The organism is Ideonella sp. P3_A4 (genome assembly GCF_056403075.1).
Map to the genome: position 1 here is coordinate 1 of NZ_JBFUGE010000096.1, position 16,438 is coordinate 16,438.

Below are 16,438 nucleotides of genomic sequence, written 5' to 3' on the forward strand. Positions count from 1 at the left end.
GTACACCTACTACGCCGGTGCGCAGGGCACGCCGACCGCGATCGGCAATGCGCTGGCCGGCAAGATCACCACCGTCTACGGTTCGTATTCGAACCTGCCGGGTGAGTACAGCCAGTTCCGCGACGCTTTCCACGAGAAGTACAAGCAGGACTTCTCCACCTCGACGGTGCTGCACCTGTTTGCCACGCTGCAAGGGGCGATCGCCAAAGCCAAGTCGACCGACCCGGTCAAGGTGGCGCAGGCGATGGAAGGCCTGGTGGTGCGCTCGTACGCCGGTGAGATCACGATGCGCGCTTCTGACCACCAGCTGCAGCAGCCGCTGTTCTTTGCCACCTGGCAGAAGACCGACGCCAAGCAGAACTACAACGTGGAAGAAACGGGCAACACCTTCGGGCTGACGAAGATGTACCCGTCGTACGTGTCGGCGACGCCGACGTCGTGCCAGATGAAGCGCCCCTAGAGGGGAAATGGGACACCCGGTGGCGGAGTACCGCCACCACCCTCCGCGAGGGTGCGCGGCCGCTTCGGAGCGGCCGTGCGCTGGCCGCGCGGGACACCCGGTGGCTGTGGCCGCAACGACCTGCCGGGCGCCGGCTGAGCCCCCCGTCTCGACCCTCGCTGTTTCGGCCCTGAACTTGCGACTGCCTATTGGCGCCCCATGACCCTCGAGGCCTTCGTCATCTCGCTGCTGAACGGCATCAGCTACGGCCTGCTGCTGTTCATGCTCAGCTCAGGCCTGACGCTGATCTTCAGCATGATGGGCGTGCTGAACTTCGCCCACGCCAGCTTCTACATGCTGGGCGGCTACCTGGGCTACACGATCTCGGGCTATGTCGGCTTCTGGCCGGCGTTGATCCTGGCGCCGCTGGCGGTGGGGGCGCTGGGTGCGCTGTTCGAGCGCTTTGCGCTGCGCCGCGTGCACAAGTTCGGCCATGTGCCTGAGCTGTTGATCACCTTCGGCCTGTCGTACGTGGTGCTTGAGCTGGTGCAGTTGATCTGGGGCCGTGCGGCCGTGCCCTATGCGCTGCCACCGTTGCTGGATGGGCCGCTGTTCACGCTGTTCCAGACCCAGTTCCCACGCTCGCGCGGCTTCATCATGCTGGTGGCGCTGCTGATGCTGCTGGGTCTGTGGCTGCTGCTGACGCGCACGCGGGTCGGCCTGGTGATCCAGGCGGCGCTGACGCACCCGGACATGGTCGAGTCGCTGGGCCACAACGTGCCGCGTGTGTTCATGATGGTCTTCGGCGGCGGCGCCGCGCTGGCCGGGCTGGCTGGCGTGATCGGCGGCAACACCTACGTCACCGAGCCCGGCATGGCCGCAGGGGTGGGCGCGATCGTCTTCGTGGTGGTGGTGGTCGGCGGCATGGGCTCTCTGGCCGGTGCGTTTCTCGCTTCGTTGCTGATCGGGGTGATGGTGAACTTCGCCGTCGCGCTCGAACAATCGGCGTTGGGGCTGTTGACGGCGCTCGGCGTCAAGGTCGGCCCAGAAACCTTCGGCTATGCCTTGCTGCAGCTGAAGATCTCGCAGGTCGCGCCGATCCTGCCTTTCCTGTTGCTGGTGTTGATGCTGGTGTTCCGCCCGCGCGGGCTGCTCGGCACGCGGGAAGACTAAGAAAACATGAGCAGCACGATGTCATCGAACGCGAACACCGGCGCGAGCTTCCATTGGAAGCCTTTCAATGTCGGTCGCTGGGTCATCTGGGGCGGCTTTGCGCTGGTCCTGCTGATCGCGCCGAGGCTGTTCACCAGCGGGCTGTCGCTGACGATGCTTTCGCAGATCGGCTACGTGATCATCATCTGCCTCAGCTACAACCTGCTGCTGGGCCAGGGCGGCATGTTGAGCTTCGGCCACGCCGTCTACACCGGGCTGGGCGCGTTCTTCACGGTGCATGCCATCAACCTGGCGGCCAAGGGCACGCTGCCGATCCCGCTGCCGTTCATTCCGCTCGTCGGTGGCCTGGCGGGGCTGGGCGTGGCCGCGATCCTCGGTTACCCGTCGACCAAGAAGGCTGGCACCCCGTTCGCGATGATCACGCTGGGGGTGGGCGAGCTGGTGTACGCGATGTCGCTGATGTTCCCCGACTTCTTCGGCGGCGAAGGCGGCATCAGCACCAACCGGGTCTACGAGACAAAGATGTTCGGCTGGACTTTCGGCCCGGCATTGCAGGTGTACTACCTGATCGCTTTCTACTGCTTCGTCTGCACTGCAGCGATGTACGCCTTCACCCGCACGCCGCTGGGCCGCATGCTCAATGCCGTGCGCGACAACCCCGAGCGGGTCGCCTTCATCGGTTACGACACCCAGCGTGTGCGCTACCTGGCCTTCATGATCTCGGGCTTCTTCGCCGGCATCGGCGGTGCCTTCGTCGCGATCAACTTCGAGATCGTCACGGCCGAGACGGTGAGCGCGATCCGATCAGGTGGCTACCTGCTGTTCACCTTCCTCGGCGGCGCCACCTTCTTCTTCGGCCCGATCATCGGCGCGGTGCTGCTGGTGCTGTCGTCGGTGCTGCTGTCCGAGATCACACCGGCCTGGCAGATCTACCTCGGCTTCGTGTTTCTGTTCATGGTGATGTACGCACCTGGCGGCGTCGCCAGCCTGATCATGATGAACCTGCGCGTGGCCGCGTTCGGCCGGCTGGGACGGCTGTGGACCTCGTACCTTGCGCTGGGCGGTGCAGGTGCGGTGYTGCTGGCGACGGTGGCTTGCCTGGTCGAGATCATCTACCACCTGCAGCTCGATTCGTCGGGCGAAGGCGGCGTGCGTTTCCTTGGCATGACGCTGGACGTGTCGCACACAGACACCTGGGTCGGGCTCGCACTGGTCTCCGTGACCACGCTCGGGCTGTTCGAGTTGGTGCGCCGCCGCTTCGTGCAGGAGTGGGGCGAAATACAGGCTGAGATCGAGAAAGAGATCAAGCGGCGGGAGGCTAGCCTGTGACCGCCGCTGTCGAGCTGCGTGCCGTCAAGAAATTCTTCGGCAAGACCGAGATCATCCGCGGCGTCGACCTCGCAGTGAATGCCGGCGAGCGCGTCGCGATCATCGGGCCGAACGGCGCCGGCAAGTCGACGCTGTTCAACCTGATCAGCGGCCGCTTCGGCCCCACCAGCGGCGACATCTTGCTGCATGGCCAGCCGATCGGTGGCCTGACGCCGTACCAGATCAACCGCGCGGGCTTGAGCCGCAGCTTCCAGGTCAGCAACCTGTTCAGCCGCTTGAGCGTGTTCGAGAACATCCGCTGTGCGCTGCTGTGGGCCATGGGCCACCGCTACGAGTTCTGGAAGTTCCTGTCCGGCCTGCGCGCAGTGAACGAACGCACCGAGCAGGTCCTGGAGCAGATCCACCTGCACCGCAAGCGCGACCACCTGGCGATGAACTTGACCTATGCCGAGCAGCGTGCGCTGGAGGTGGGCATCACCATCGCCGGCGGCTCCAGCGTGATCCTGCTGGACGAACCGACCGCCGGCATGAGCACCAGCGAGACGGCCCGCTTCGTGCAGCTGATTCGCGAGGTGACGGTGGGCAAGACGCTGCTGACGGTGGAGCACGACATGGGTGTGGTGTTCGGCCTGGCTGATCGCATTGCGGTGCTGGTCTACGGCGAGCTGCTGGCTTTCGACACGCCCGAGGCGGTGCGCGCCAACCCGCGCGTGCAAGAGGCTTATCTCGGCTCGGTGCTGGCCGAAGCCCAAGCGGCGGGGGCGCATTGAGATGGCCGCGTCGTTGTTGGAACTGAAAGACCTGCATGCCTACTACGGCAAGAGCCACGTCCTGCATGGCGTGCATCTGAACGTCGGCGAAGGCGAGATCGTCAGCCTGCTGGGCCGCAACGGCTCGGGTCGCTCGACGACGGTCAAGTCGATCATGGGCCTGGTCGATGCGACCGGCTCGGTGCGCTGGCGCGGGCAAGAACTGGTCGGCAAGAAGGCCTTCGAGATCGCGCACCTGGGCCTGGGCTACGTGCCCGAGAACCGCGACATCTTTCCCAAGCTGACGGTGCACCAGAACCTGATGCTGGGCGAGAAGCGCAAGAAAGAAAAGCCGCGCTGGTCGTTCGACGACATGTACGGCATGTTCCCGCGCCTGAAGGAGCGCCAGCACACCGAAGCCGGCGTGCTGAGCGGCGGCGAGCAGCAGATGCTGACGCTGTGCCGCACGCTGATGGGCGACCCCGACCTGATCATGATCGACGAGCCGACCGAGGGCCTGGCGCCGAAGATCGTCGAGCTGGTGGCCGAGTACCTGCGCGAACTGCGGCGCCGCGGCATCTCGGTGCTGCTGGTCGAGCAGAAGCTGACCATCGCGCTCGAAGTCTCCGAACGCTGCCTCGTGATGGGCCACGGCCAGATCGTCTTCGAAGGCACGCCAGCCGCACTGAAGGCCGACGCCTACATCCGCAAGGAGTGGTTGGAGGTCTGACTGACGGTGCGCTGCCGTAGCTGCCCCCCGGACGCAGACGTGCAGCCTTCTTGCGGCCCGTCAGACATTGCTGCCAAGCCATTTGGACTGGCGCGGTCGCCGCCGTAGATTGCCCTGCCGATGCCAGCGCCGTCGGCCACGACGGCGGTTTCCCTCACGCGCGTGAAGAAACTCTCACGCCGCGTTCGCTCGTCGTCGGGCAAGATCCCGCGCCATCGAAACAACGCGTTCGGGCGAGAGAACAGGGAGCAACCATGACACACCGTCGATCCGCAAACTTGAAGATTGCACTGACTTCAGTGCTGACCGCGGCTGCGCTGCTGGTATCGGCGCGCGCCATTGCCGCGGCGGGTGCAGCCGAACCGCTTATGGACTGCAACGACCAGGTGGTTCAGTACTCGGAACCGTCAGTGGTTCCGCTGGCGGGGCACGTCTCGATCAAACCGCTGCGGCAACGCCCTGATCGCGTGTTGGAAGAGTACGACTCGGAATTCATCGCCAAGTCGCCTCACGGGACGGCGGCATTCAATCGCGTCGTCACCGCAGACACCACGAAGCCCGGCTCTCGCTCCAACGTTATCGAGGTGTTTACAACCAAGGGTTCACCCGTGGCTTGGCAAATCGAGGCCGTCGACCTGATGGACAACATGCGCCTGAAATGGCTGAACGAGGATCTGCTGTTTGTCCAGGTCTGGTGGGGAAGGATCGTCTCGACGGACTTGATTTTCGAGCTCGGCAGTGGTCGATTCATCTATGCCAAAGAGGCAAACTACGGATTGCTCATCCAGCCGTGCGAGGGGCGCGCCCGACCCGTGAAGACTCACTGATCGGGCGCAGAGCACTGCAGCGAGTCACTCCTGGACAATGCGGAGATGGCCCGGCACACACTTCTCGCCACCATGGACTGCCGAGTTGCACTATCTTTGGGCCGCAGAATTTAGCCGGATTACTGAAGGCCGACGCCTACATCCGCGAGGAGTGGCTGGAGGTCTGAGTCGGTTCCGCCCGGGAGGGCCAGAAGTGACTGCGGTTGCCAAGCCACTGCTGCCGCCGGCCGTCGGCCTGCTGCGTGATCCATGTCCTTGTCTGATCCCACTCGCGCGACTCGACACCTCGAGGCAGGGCAAAATCACCCAAAGGCGGCGCTCGGAACTTTGAACCTGGCCCGACCGATAGACGGGGAGTTCCAAGTGTTGTGGCGGGTGGTGTACGGTCAACATGGCAGAGAGCACACGGGCTTCTCGGCTGGGCCTTGGCATCCCGACAAGGCGCACGTGGAAAGCTGGGCGGCTTGGTTGAGGGCGCGTGGCCACGACGCGCAAGTGCAGTCCAACAGCCAAGCGGGCTCTCGCTTGCTCGGCGGCAGCGTCGATCGGGGCTGATACAACGGCTCCGGCCGCTCGTCCCCTCTCTAGGCCCCCCAAACGGGGGATGGCTGCAGCCCGTTCGCTCGCCGACATTCGCGGATTGCCGATTCTCGGCAGGGGTCGTGCCCATGAACGCATCTGGCCAGTCGGACTCAGGCTTCGCGCACAACGCGCCACGCACCGAGGCGATCAACGAGATCGCCCGGCCACAGAACAACACGAGGGCGCTGCCGTACCGGGCGATGAGCTCTGGTTAGGCGCGCCTGGCGGCGCGTGTTCGCGCGAGAAGGGAGCACGCCATGATGCTGCCCGATCGCCAACGCTGGCAACGCCTGAGCCCACTCCTCGATGAGCTGCTGGACATGGCTCCTGCGCAGCAGGCCACTCGCCTGGCTGAGTTGCGAGCCGAAGATCCGGCCCTGGCCACAGAGCTGGCTGCACTGCACGAAGCGCATCAATGCGTCGAAGAGGTGCGCTTTCTCGAGGGCGTGGCAGCCGTCGCGCCACCTGCCGAGTCGCCCACGCTGGCGGGCCAGCGCCTGGGCCCCTACACGCTGGTGGCGCCGCTCGGGCACGGTGGCACTGGCAGCGTCTGGTGCGCGCGCCGGGACGATGGGCGCTTCGAGACGCAAGTGGCGGTCAAGCTGCTGCACCTGTCGCTCGTGGGCCAGGCGCCGGCGCGGCGCTTTCGCCATGAGGGCCTGATCCTTGGCCGGTTGACGCACCCGAGCATTGCTCATCTGCTGGACGCCGGTGTCAGCGAGGGCGGGCAGCCCTACCTGGTGCTCGAACTGGTGGATGGCGAACGCATCGACCATTACTGCGACAGCAGACGCCTGACGATCGAGCAACGTCTGGCCTTGTTCGCCGAGGTGCTGGCGGCCGTGTCGCATGCGCACAGCCACCTGGTCATCCACCGCGACATCAAGCCGACGAACATCCTCGTCGACAAGGACGGGCGGGTGAAGCTGCTCGACTTCGGCATCGCCAAGATGGTCGAAGACGAAGCCTGGGACACCGGCTTGACCGCCATCACGCGAGACGGCGGCGGCCAGTCGCTCACGCCCGAATACGCTGCGCCCGAGCAATGGCGCGGCGAGCCGGTGACCACGGCGACCGATGTCTATGCACTGGGCGTGTTGCTGTACCAGCTGCTTGTGGGCCGGCACCCCACGGCGCCCGAAGACGCCACCGCGCAGCAGGTGATGCAGACCACATTGGAGCGTGAGCCGATCCGCCTGTCCGCCGTCTGCGGCGCGGCTGCGGCCTTGGCCCGCGAAACCACGCCGCCGAAGCTGGCGCGCCGCCTGCAAGGTGACCTGTCGAACATTGCTGCCAAAGCACTGCGCAAGACGCCATCGCATCGCTATGTCACGGTCGACGCGCTGGCCGAAGACCTGCGGCGCCACCGTGACCATGAGCCGGTGGCCGCGCATGGCGACGCATGGTTGTATCGGCTTGGCAAGTTCGCGCGGCGGCATCGCGCGGCTGTGGCTGCCGGCGCAATCAGCACCGTGGCCATCGTGGCCGGCACGCTGGCGCAGGCACGCATTGCCGGGCACGAGCGAGACCGTGTGCGGCAACGGGTGCAGACTGAAGCGGTAGAAGAGTTCCTGACCTTCATGATCAGCAGCACGGCGAATCGGCCGCTCAACACCGTCGAATTGCTCGACCGCGCCGGTCAGCTGGCCAATGCGCAGTTCGCCGATGACCCTGCCGTCAGGGCCCGGCTGCAGTTGACCCTGTCGGGCATCTACAGCGAGATCGATGCGCAAGACAAGACCTTCGAACTGCTGGCCCAGGCCAAGCTGTCGGCGCAGCAGGCGGGCGATACCGACCTTCTGGCGCAGGCGGAGTGCGCCGAGATCTCAGAGATCGATCTGGAGCCTGACGGCGATCGCGCCGCGGAGCGCTTCGAGCGCACCATGGCTGCGCTGCGCACACAGGCGGGCGGCGACACGTCGACACTGGCCTACTGCCACCACACGCGCGCTTTGCGGRCCTTCGAGCTGGGAGCCTACCCACAAGCCTTGACTGACGAGCGCCAGGCCCTGGCCTTGTTGGACCAGTCGCGCGTGGGCAACCGTACGCTGCAGATCTCGATGCGCGAAAACCTGGCCGGGGCGCTGTCCAAGACCGGTGACCTGAGTGCGGCGCTCGAACAAATCCAGTCGACGATCGACGAGTTGAATGCGATGGGCCGCACCCACACGATCGGCATGCTGACGCAGCTCAACAACCAGGGTGTGCTGTTCGCGCGTGCTGGCGACCCGTTGCGTGCGCTGGCGGCGTTCGACCGCTCGATCGAGTCCACACCCGACGGCACGGCTGCGCCGGGCACCGCGCCTGCCAGCTTTGTCAACCGCGCCAAGATGCTGCTCGAACTCGGCCGCGTTGCCGAAGCACAGCAGGCGCTCGCGCAAGCGTTGTCGGCGGCCGCCGAGCGTGGCGACACGCGCAGCCCGCCTTTCTCGGTCATCGCACTCGCCTGGTGCGCGCCGGGTGAACTGGCGCAATGCGAACGCCGGGTCGAAGCCGCGCGCGATCGCTTGGCCGCGCTGCTGCCACCGAACCACCCCACACTTGGCAATGCCGATGTCAACCATGCGCGCATGGTGCTGGACGCCGGTCTGCCCGAGCGCGCCAAGCCGCTGCTCGAGCGGGCCCTGTCGACCTTCGGGCCACCGGGCCGCGGAGAGCCGGGCCGGATTCGCGCACTGACGCTGTCGGCGCAGGTCGAGTTGCAGCTGGGGCACGCTCCGGCCGCGCTGGAGCTGGCCGAGCGCGCCGTCCAGGAGGCGCGCATGGAGGCGACCGGTTTCGCCCACAGCGAGTGGCTGGGCAGCGCCCTGCTGGCCCAGGGCATGGCGCTGCGAGCACGCGGCGACGAGCGCGCTCCCGCCGTGCTGCGCGAAGCCCTGGCCCAGCTCGAGCCGACGGTGGGTGATGCGGCCCCATCGGTCATCGAGGCGCGACGCTTGCTGGCCGTGCGCTGAACCGGGTGGCCCCGGGCAGGGGGCCTCTGGTGATGAGGTAACGGCGGGTAAAGGCTGGCAGATTGCAGCTGCGGCTTGCGATTAGCTGAGTGGGCAGGCAGATGTTTCACAACGCCTGTCCATCGCAACGCAAGGAACAGCGATGGAAAACAAGCAGGCGGCGCACGCGGCCGGTGGTGTCCTCACGTTGCCGCAGGGCGGCGGCGCCATCAAAGGCATCGGGGAGACGTTTCAAGCCAATCTGTTCAGCGGCACGGGCAACCACAGCGTGCCGATCGCCTTGTCACCGGGTCGCCACGGCTTCGGCCCCAAGTTGTCGCTCGACTACAGCTCCGGCCATGGCAATGGCCTCTTCGGGCTGGGCTGGCAGCTTTCGCTTCCACACATCTCACGCAAGACCGAGAAAGGCCTGCCTCGCTACGACGACAGCGACGTGTTCGTCATGTCCGGCGCGGAAGACCTGGTCCGTGTTCTGAAGCAGGTCGTCGACCCCGACAGTGGTGAGTCGAGCTGGGTGCCGATGGACCCGATCGAGCGTACGGACCACTTGGTGTTTCTCTACCGCCCTCGCACGGAAGGTTTGTTCGCGCGGATCGAGCATTGGGTCCACACCGGCACCGGCGAAACACACTGGCGCACGATCACGAAGGACAACGTCACCAGCCTCTTCGGCAACACCGCGGCTTCTCGCATGGCCGATCCGGCGGACGACCAGCGTGTCCACGAGTGGCTGTTGCAAGAGACMCTCGACGCGTTCGGCAACCACAGCCTCTTCGAATACGCCGCAGACGACCCCGCGCTGTATTCGAGCCGCGACCCCGATGTCCATCTGACCGAAGTCTTCGAGCAAGGTCGCATCGCCACCCAGCGCTATCCGCGCCGCATCTACTACGGCAACCTGCCCGAGCCGCTGCTGGATGTGCAGGGCCAGCCGATCACCTACGCCGATGGCTCGGCCGTGGGCCACCTGCGCAACGGCCGCCGCTACGCGTTCGAAGTGGTGTTCGACTACGGTGACTGGCAAAGCCCCACCTGCCTGCCGCATCCAACACCACTGCCCGAGGCACGGCAAGAACTCTTCGGCGCCGACCCCAAGACATCGTCGACTGGCCGCCTCACGCCGGTCCGGCCCGACCGCTTCTCGCACTGTCGGGCAGGCTTCGACATCCGCACGCTGCGGCGCTGCCAGCGTGTCTTGATGTTCCATCATTTTGCCGAGTTAGGTGGACCCACCCTGGTTCGCTCGACCGACTTCAGCTACAGCACCGACCCCGACACGCAGGCCTCGCTGTTGAGCGCAGCCACGGTGACGGGCTATGACACGGACAGCAATGGGGCGTACCGATCGGCCAGCATGCCCCCGGTCGTCTTCGACTACGCGCCGTTCAAGCCGCACGAGCAGCGTTATCAGCCGCTGAAGGCGTTGGGCGGCGACATGCCACCGCAGCCGCTGAGAGACCCGAACATGGCGCTGGTCGACCTGTTCGGYGACGGCTTGCCGGACCTCCTGCAGACCGGCCCCGATGGCTTTCGCTACTGGCGAAACCTGGGCAACGGTTTGCTGGACCGCCCACGTCTGCTGACGCAGATGCCGGCCGGCGTGTCGCTCGACCAGCCGGGTGTCGGTTTCGGCGACATGGCCGGTAACGGGATCGTGGACCTGTTGGTCAACACCGGCCCGCTGCCCGGCTTCTTCGAGACGACGCCCGACGGCGCCTGGAAGCAGTTCACGCCCTACGAGACCGTGCCGGGCTTCTTGCCGGGGGATCCCAACCTCCGCATGCTGGACCTGACCGGCGACGGCCGGGCCGACGCCTTGCTGACCCGGGACCAGCAGTTCCTGTGGTTCGAGTGCCTGGGAGAGAAGGGCTTCGGATCGGGCCAGGCTGTTGCGCGCGTGCACGATCCGGCCCAGTTTCCCGACGTGTTCTTCGACGATCCGGATGGGCGCGTGCGCCTGGCCGACATGACCGGCGACGGCCTGACCGACATCGTGCTCGTGCACGAGGGCCGCATCGACTACTGGCCCAACCTGGGCTACGGCCGTTTTGGCCCGCGCGTCACGATGGCCAACGCACCTCGCCTGGCCACCAGCTTCGACCCCAAGCGGCTCATGCTCGCCGACCTGAACGGCACCGGCTGCGCCGACCTGGTCTACGTCGACTTTCAACGCGTGCACTTCTGGTTCAACCAGTCGGGCAACGCCTGGAGCGATCGCCAAACCATCGTCGGCACGCCGAGCACCAGCGACGCCAGCGCGGTGGAGTTCGCCGATGTGTTCGGCACTGGAACAGCCACACTGCTGTGGAGCCACGATTTCGTCGATGCCGGCGATGGGCACTACAAGGCGCTCGACTTCTGCGGCGGCGTGAAGCCCTATGTCCTGATCGGCATGGACAACAACATGGGCTCGACCACCCGTGTCAGCTATGCCCCGTCGACCCGCTATTTTCTGCAAGACCAGGCCAACGGCACACCCTGGCTGACCGCCTTGCCGTTCCCGGTGCAGGTGGTGGACAAGGTGGAGGCCATTGACCACATCGGCCAGACCAAGAAAGTAACGACCTACCAGTACCACCACGGCCACTATGACGGCCGCGAGCGTGAGTTCTGCGGCTTTGGCCGGGTCGACCAGTTCGACACCGAGTCGTTCGAAGATTTCCTGAACCTCGGCCTGCATGGCGATGACGTCCCGTTCACCAACGCCGACCCGGCGTTTTACGCACCACCCGTGCAAACGCGCACCTGGTTCCACACCGGCGTCTATTTCGACAGCCGCGGCAGCCGGACCTTCGACTACCGGGACTTGACCCAGCGCTTCCAGCAGGAGTTCTACCAACAAGACGGCGAGGCGGTGCCGCTGGAGGAGCACGAGGTCGAGACCGGTGACACACCGGCCGAGGCGTATCGTGCCTTGCGCGGTGCGCAGCTGCGCACCGAGGTGTATGCGCACGATGGCGGTGCCAAAGCCGAACACCCGTTCCAGGTGGGCGAGAGCCGCTATCGGGTGGTGCAGTTGCAGCCTCAGGCGGTCAACCACCACGCCGTCCATTTCAGCCACCAGCTCGAGAGCCTGAGCTACCACTACGAACGCAACCCCGCCGACCCACGGATCGGGCACGAGCTGACGCTGGAGGTGGATGCTTTTGGCAACCCGCTGAAGACGCTGAGCATTGGCTATGGGCGCCGGCACAGCGACTCGGGCTTGCCGACCGACGCCGATCGCAAGCAGCAAACCAAGACGCTGATCACCTACACCGAGGCGCACTACACCCAGGCGATCGACGACCCGCAGGTCTACCCGGATGCGCACCGTGCGCCAGCGCCATGCGAGGGCTTCAGCCAAGAGTTGACCGGCTTTGTGCCGAACGTGCCTGGGGCACCACGTTTCAGCCACGCCGAGTGGGTGGCGGACGACTTCGCCCGCATCAACAACGCACAGAGCCTCAGCTACGAAGAGCAGGCCGATGGCATCGCGCAGCAGAAACGCTTGATCGAGCAGAACCGTAGCTACTACCGTAAAGACGATCTCACCGGCCTATTGCCGCTCGGCGTGCTCGAACCGCTGGCATTGCCGGGCGAGAGTCGGAAGCTGGCGTTCACGCCGGGCCTGCTCGAACAGGTCTACGGCGACCGCGTCAACGATGCAATGCTGGGCGATTGCCGCTACGTGCGAGACGACGATCAGGGCACGTGGTGGATCCCGTCCGGGCGGGTCTTCTATTCGCCTGGGCTGAACGACACGCCGGCCGAAGAACTGGCCTTCGCGCAGCGGCACTTCTTTGCTGCGCAGCGTGCGGTCGACGCCTTTGGCAACACGGCGCTCACCGTCACCGATCCGTATGTGATGTTGCCTACCGAGAGCGTCGACGCGTTGGGCAACCGCATCGTGGCCGAAGTGGACTATCGCGTGCTTCAGCCCCGTCGCTTGACCGACCCCAACGGCAACCGCAGCGAGGTGGTCTTCGACACGCTGGGCCTGGTGGCTGGCAGCGCGGTGATGGGCAAGGTCAGTGAAGCCGTGGGTGACAGCCTGGCCGAGTTCGAACCGAATCTGACGTCGTCGCAACGAGCCGCCTTCCTGGCCGACCCACTGGCCAACGCGGTGCCGCTGCTCGGCTCGGCCACCACGCGCATCGTCTACGACCTGGCGCGCTACCAGCGGGAGAAGCAGCCCGTATTCGCCGCGGTGATGACCCGCGAAACGCACGCCAGCGACGCGCCGCCCGACGGTGGGCTGAGGGTGCAACTGAGCCTCAGCTATTCCGACGGCAACGGGCGCGAGATCCAGAAGAAGGTGCCCGCTGAACCGGGACCTTTGGTCGATGGTGGCCCTGTGATCGACCCACGCTGGGTCGGCAGCGGCTGGACGCTGTTCAACAACAAGGGCAAGCCGATCAAGCAGTTCGAGCCCTTCTTTGACGACACGCACGCCTTCCGCTTCGACCACCAGGTTGGCGTCAGCTCAACCTTGTTCTACGACCCGCTGGAACGGGTGGTGGCCACGCTGCACCCCAACCACAGCTGGGAAAAGGCGGTGTTCGACCCGTGGCAGCAAGTCAGCTGGGACGTCAACGACACCGTCTTGATCGAAGACCCGGCTGACGATGCCGATGTCGGCGGATTCTTCAGGCGGTTGGCCGCTGCCGATTACCTGCCCGCTTGGTAMTCGCAGCGCCAAAGCGGCGAGCTTGGTGCTCCCGAACAGGCGGCCGCTGCCAAGACGGCTGTGCACGCGGCCACGCCTTCGATCGCCCATGCAGATGCGCTGGGTCGTCCCTTCCTGACGATCGCGCACAACCGTTTCGAGCGAGACCGGTCGACGGTTGACGAAACCCATGCCAGCCGGGTGCTGCTCGACATCGAAGGCAATCAGCGCGAAGTCATCGACGCGAACGACCGCGTCGTCATGCGCTACGCCTTCGACATGCTCGGCACGCGTGTCCACCAGGCCAGCATGGAGGCGGGTGAGCGCTGGATGCTCAACGACGCGGGCGGTCAACCCGCTTTCGCGTGGGACAGCCGCGAGCACCGCTTCCGCAACACTTGCGATGCGTTGCGTCGGCCGCTGGAGGTCTTCTTGCAAGAGGGCAGCGGCGCAGAGAAGCTGATCGGCCGCACCGTGTACGGCGAAGGCGAGGTCGATGCCGAAGCGCGCAACCTGCGTGGCAAGGTCGTTCAGCACTTCGACCAGGCGGGGGTGTCGACCAGCGAGGCTTACGACTTCAAAGGCAACCTGCTCGTTGGCCGGCGCCAGTTGGCCGCCGAATACAAGTCTGCGTTGGATTGGTCAACCAGCCCTGCGCTCGATGCTCAAGTCTTCGCCAGCAGCACGGTCTACGACGCGCTGAACCGGCCCGTGGTACTGTCCGCGCCCGACGGCAGCGAGACCCGGCCGCGTTTCAACACCGCGGGCTTGCTGGAAGCGATGTTGGTGCAACCGCGTGGGGCGACGTCGGCCACCCCCTTCGTCACCAACATCGACTACGACGCGAAGGGCCAGCGCACCAGCATCGCCTATGGCAACGGGCTGCGTACCGACTGTGCCTACGACCCGCTGACCTTGCGGCTCACGCATTGCCAGACGCTGCGCGGCAGCGAGCCGCTGCAAGACCTGGCCTATGTCTACGACCCGGCCGGCAACATTACGCACATCGAAGACGCGGCCCAGCAGACGGTCTACTTCAGGAACCAGGTCGTCACGCCCAGTGCCGACTACACCTACGACGCTGTCTATCGTCTGCTGGCCGCCGAAGGGCGCGAACACATCGGCCAGGTCTCTCAACCCGAGACGAGCTGGAACGACGCCTTCCGCGTCAACCTGCCGCACCCGAACGACGGCCAGGCCATGCGCCGTTATGTCGAGTGGTATTCGTACGACCCGGTCGGCAACTTCCTGCAGCTGGTTCACCAGGCGGCAAACGGCAACTGGTCGCGCGGCTACAGCTACGACGAAGCCAGCCTCACCGAGCCGACCAAACTCAGCAACCGCTTGAGCAGCGTCGTGGTCGGCAACAACGAACCGCAGCGCTTCCCCTACGACGCCCACGGCAACATGACCGCGATGCCGCACCTGAGCGGCATGGCCTGGGACTTTCACGACCAGCTGCAGCGCGTGGACCTGGGCGGCGGCGGCACCGCGTACTACGTCTACGACGCCACGGGCCAACGCATCCGCAAGGTCGTCGAGAAGAACGGTGGCAACCTCGTCGAAGAGCGCATCACGCTCGGTGGTTTCGAGGTCTTTCGCAGACGCAATGCAGCCGGCGAGGTTTCACTGGAGCGCGAGACGCTGCATGTGATGGATGACCAGCGGCGTATCGCGTTGATCGAAACGCGCACGGTCGGCGACGAGGTTGAGGTACCCGCTCAACTGACCCGTTACCAGCTGGCCAATCACCTCGGCTCCGCTTCATTGGAAGTCGACGCTGGCGGGCAAATCATCACCTACGAAGAGTACTACCCGTATGGCAGCACGTCGTACCAGGCGGGGCGCAGCGCGGCAGAGGTGAGTTTGAAGCGGTATCGGTACACGGGGATGGAGCGGGACGAGGAGACGGGGTTGAACTACCACGGGGCGAGGTACTACGCGCCGTGGTTGGGGCGGTGGATCAGCGCCGATCCGATCGGATTGAATGGTGGGATCAACCTCTATGAGTATGTGAAGTCCCGCCCCACCGGCCTGGTGGATCCAGCAGGAACGCAGCCGAGGCAGCTTTGGCTCGGTGAACAGAAGAACTTCGAGATCACTCCTGTTGCCACCAGAACGGGACGAGGAATCACGTCGTCACAGCGTGGCGCGTTGCGGGGCATCCAGGATGGATTCGGGCCCAAAGAGCAAATGCATTGGGGGCACCCGAGCAACCAGACTCATGGCACCACGCCCGCTGGTGCATCACCGCCGCTTCGGCCACAACCTGCCAGCGAAAACATGAGCCTCGGCGGTGGCGCGGACAAAGCGGCAAAACAGGCTGCGAAGCGCAGTGGCTTGTTTACGCGAGATGCGGCTGGGGTCGACCGGTCGGTCAACAAGGGGGCGCGATTCAAGCAGCCAGCGCCACGTCCGTTTGAACAGCCAATGAATGAATACGAGCGCTCGATCGGGCGGCGGACCGCGCCGGTTCAGGCACCGCGTGCACCTGCGGCTGCCACCACATCGGGTTCTCCGGTTCATGAGCAACTGGAGCTTCCGTTCGGGAAGGTTCCGCCAGCGCCGGCGTCAGCGCCGGAGCCACCGCCGAGTGCATCCCGTGGCTCGTCGTCGGTGAGCGGAAAAGTCAGTGCGGGCTTGGGTATCGCTGGCCTCGTCGGCACAGCGATGAGGCAGGCGCATGAGGGAGACACCACGGGCGCGGCTGTGACCCTCGGCTCGGGCGCAGGGGCGGCATACCTGCTTGCGAAGGTTCCCGCATTGGCACCGCTCGCCATCATGCACAGCACGATCAATTCATACAACGACGACGTCAAAGCGCACGCCAATTCGGCGGGGGATTGGGTGGAGCGAAAGACAGGAAGCCGTGGTGCCGGTGCGGTCGCCGCTTCAGCCGCGGCCACGGGAGAGTCCTTGTTCCAGGGCACTTTCGGCACCGTCGGCAGAGGCATTGGGGAAGGGGCTGCGGTGGCCTACATCCGGGTTACCTCAGACGAATACACGT

9 protein-coding genes are annotated in these 16,438 nt (G+C 65.5%); all 9 read left to right on the forward strand.

The genetic code is table 11. From position 1 onward, the window contains the following. Nucleotides 1–460 (forward strand): ABC transporter substrate-binding protein (locus AC1DYI_RS11695; RefSeq protein WP_477204281.1); only part of this gene is annotated, 460 nt, incomplete at its 5' end. A gap of 198 nt (nucleotides 461–658) precedes the next feature. Continuing rightward, on the forward strand, nucleotides 659–1,612 hold the full coding sequence (locus tag AC1DYI_RS11700) for a branched-chain amino acid ABC transporter permease (RefSeq protein ID WP_477204282.1): 954 nt from the start codon (nucleotides 659–661) through the stop codon (nucleotides 1,610–1,612). Nucleotides 1,613–1,630: 18 nt separating this feature from the next. Further along, nucleotides 1,631–2,941: a branched-chain amino acid ABC transporter permease gene (locus AC1DYI_RS11705; RefSeq protein ID WP_477204283.1), complete on the forward strand. Its 1,311-nt coding sequence runs from the start codon at nucleotides 1,631–1,633 to the stop codon at nucleotides 2,939–2,941. Further along, nucleotides 2,938–3,711, forward strand: coding sequence for an ABC transporter ATP-binding protein (locus AC1DYI_RS11710; protein ID WP_477204284.1), 774 nt, complete (start codon nucleotides 2,938–2,940; stop codon nucleotides 3,709–3,711). The genes AC1DYI_RS11705 and AC1DYI_RS11710 overlap by 4 nt, the downstream gene beginning before the upstream one ends. 1 nt (nucleotide 3,712) lies before the next feature. Beyond that, complete coding sequence (locus tag AC1DYI_RS11715; RefSeq protein ID WP_477204285.1) at nucleotides 3,713–4,420, forward strand: ABC transporter ATP-binding protein; 708 nt, start codon at nucleotides 3,713–3,715, stop codon at nucleotides 4,418–4,420. 278 nt (nucleotides 4,421–4,698) lie between these two features. Further along, nucleotides 4,699–5,247, forward strand: coding sequence for a hypothetical protein (locus AC1DYI_RS11720; RefSeq protein ID WP_477204286.1), 549 nt, complete (start codon nucleotides 4,699–4,701; stop codon nucleotides 5,245–5,247). Between the two features lie 668 nt (nucleotides 5,248–5,915). Beyond that, on the forward strand, nucleotides 5,916–6,044 hold the full coding sequence (locus AC1DYI_RS11725; RefSeq protein ID WP_477204287.1) for a hypothetical protein: 129 nt from the start codon (nucleotides 5,916–5,918) through the stop codon (nucleotides 6,042–6,044). Between the two features lie 42 nt (nucleotides 6,045–6,086). Then, nucleotides 6,087–8,783 carry a serine/threonine-protein kinase gene (locus AC1DYI_RS11730; protein WP_477204288.1) on the forward strand — a complete coding sequence of 899 codons (2,697 nt, stop codon included), beginning with the start codon at nucleotides 6,087–6,089 and terminating at the stop codon, nucleotides 8,781–8,783. A gap of 142 nt (nucleotides 8,784–8,925) precedes the next feature. Continuing rightward, nucleotides 8,926–16,438 (forward strand): SpvB/TcaC N-terminal domain-containing protein (locus AC1DYI_RS11735; RefSeq protein WP_477204289.1); only part of this gene is annotated, 7,513 nt, incomplete at its 3' end.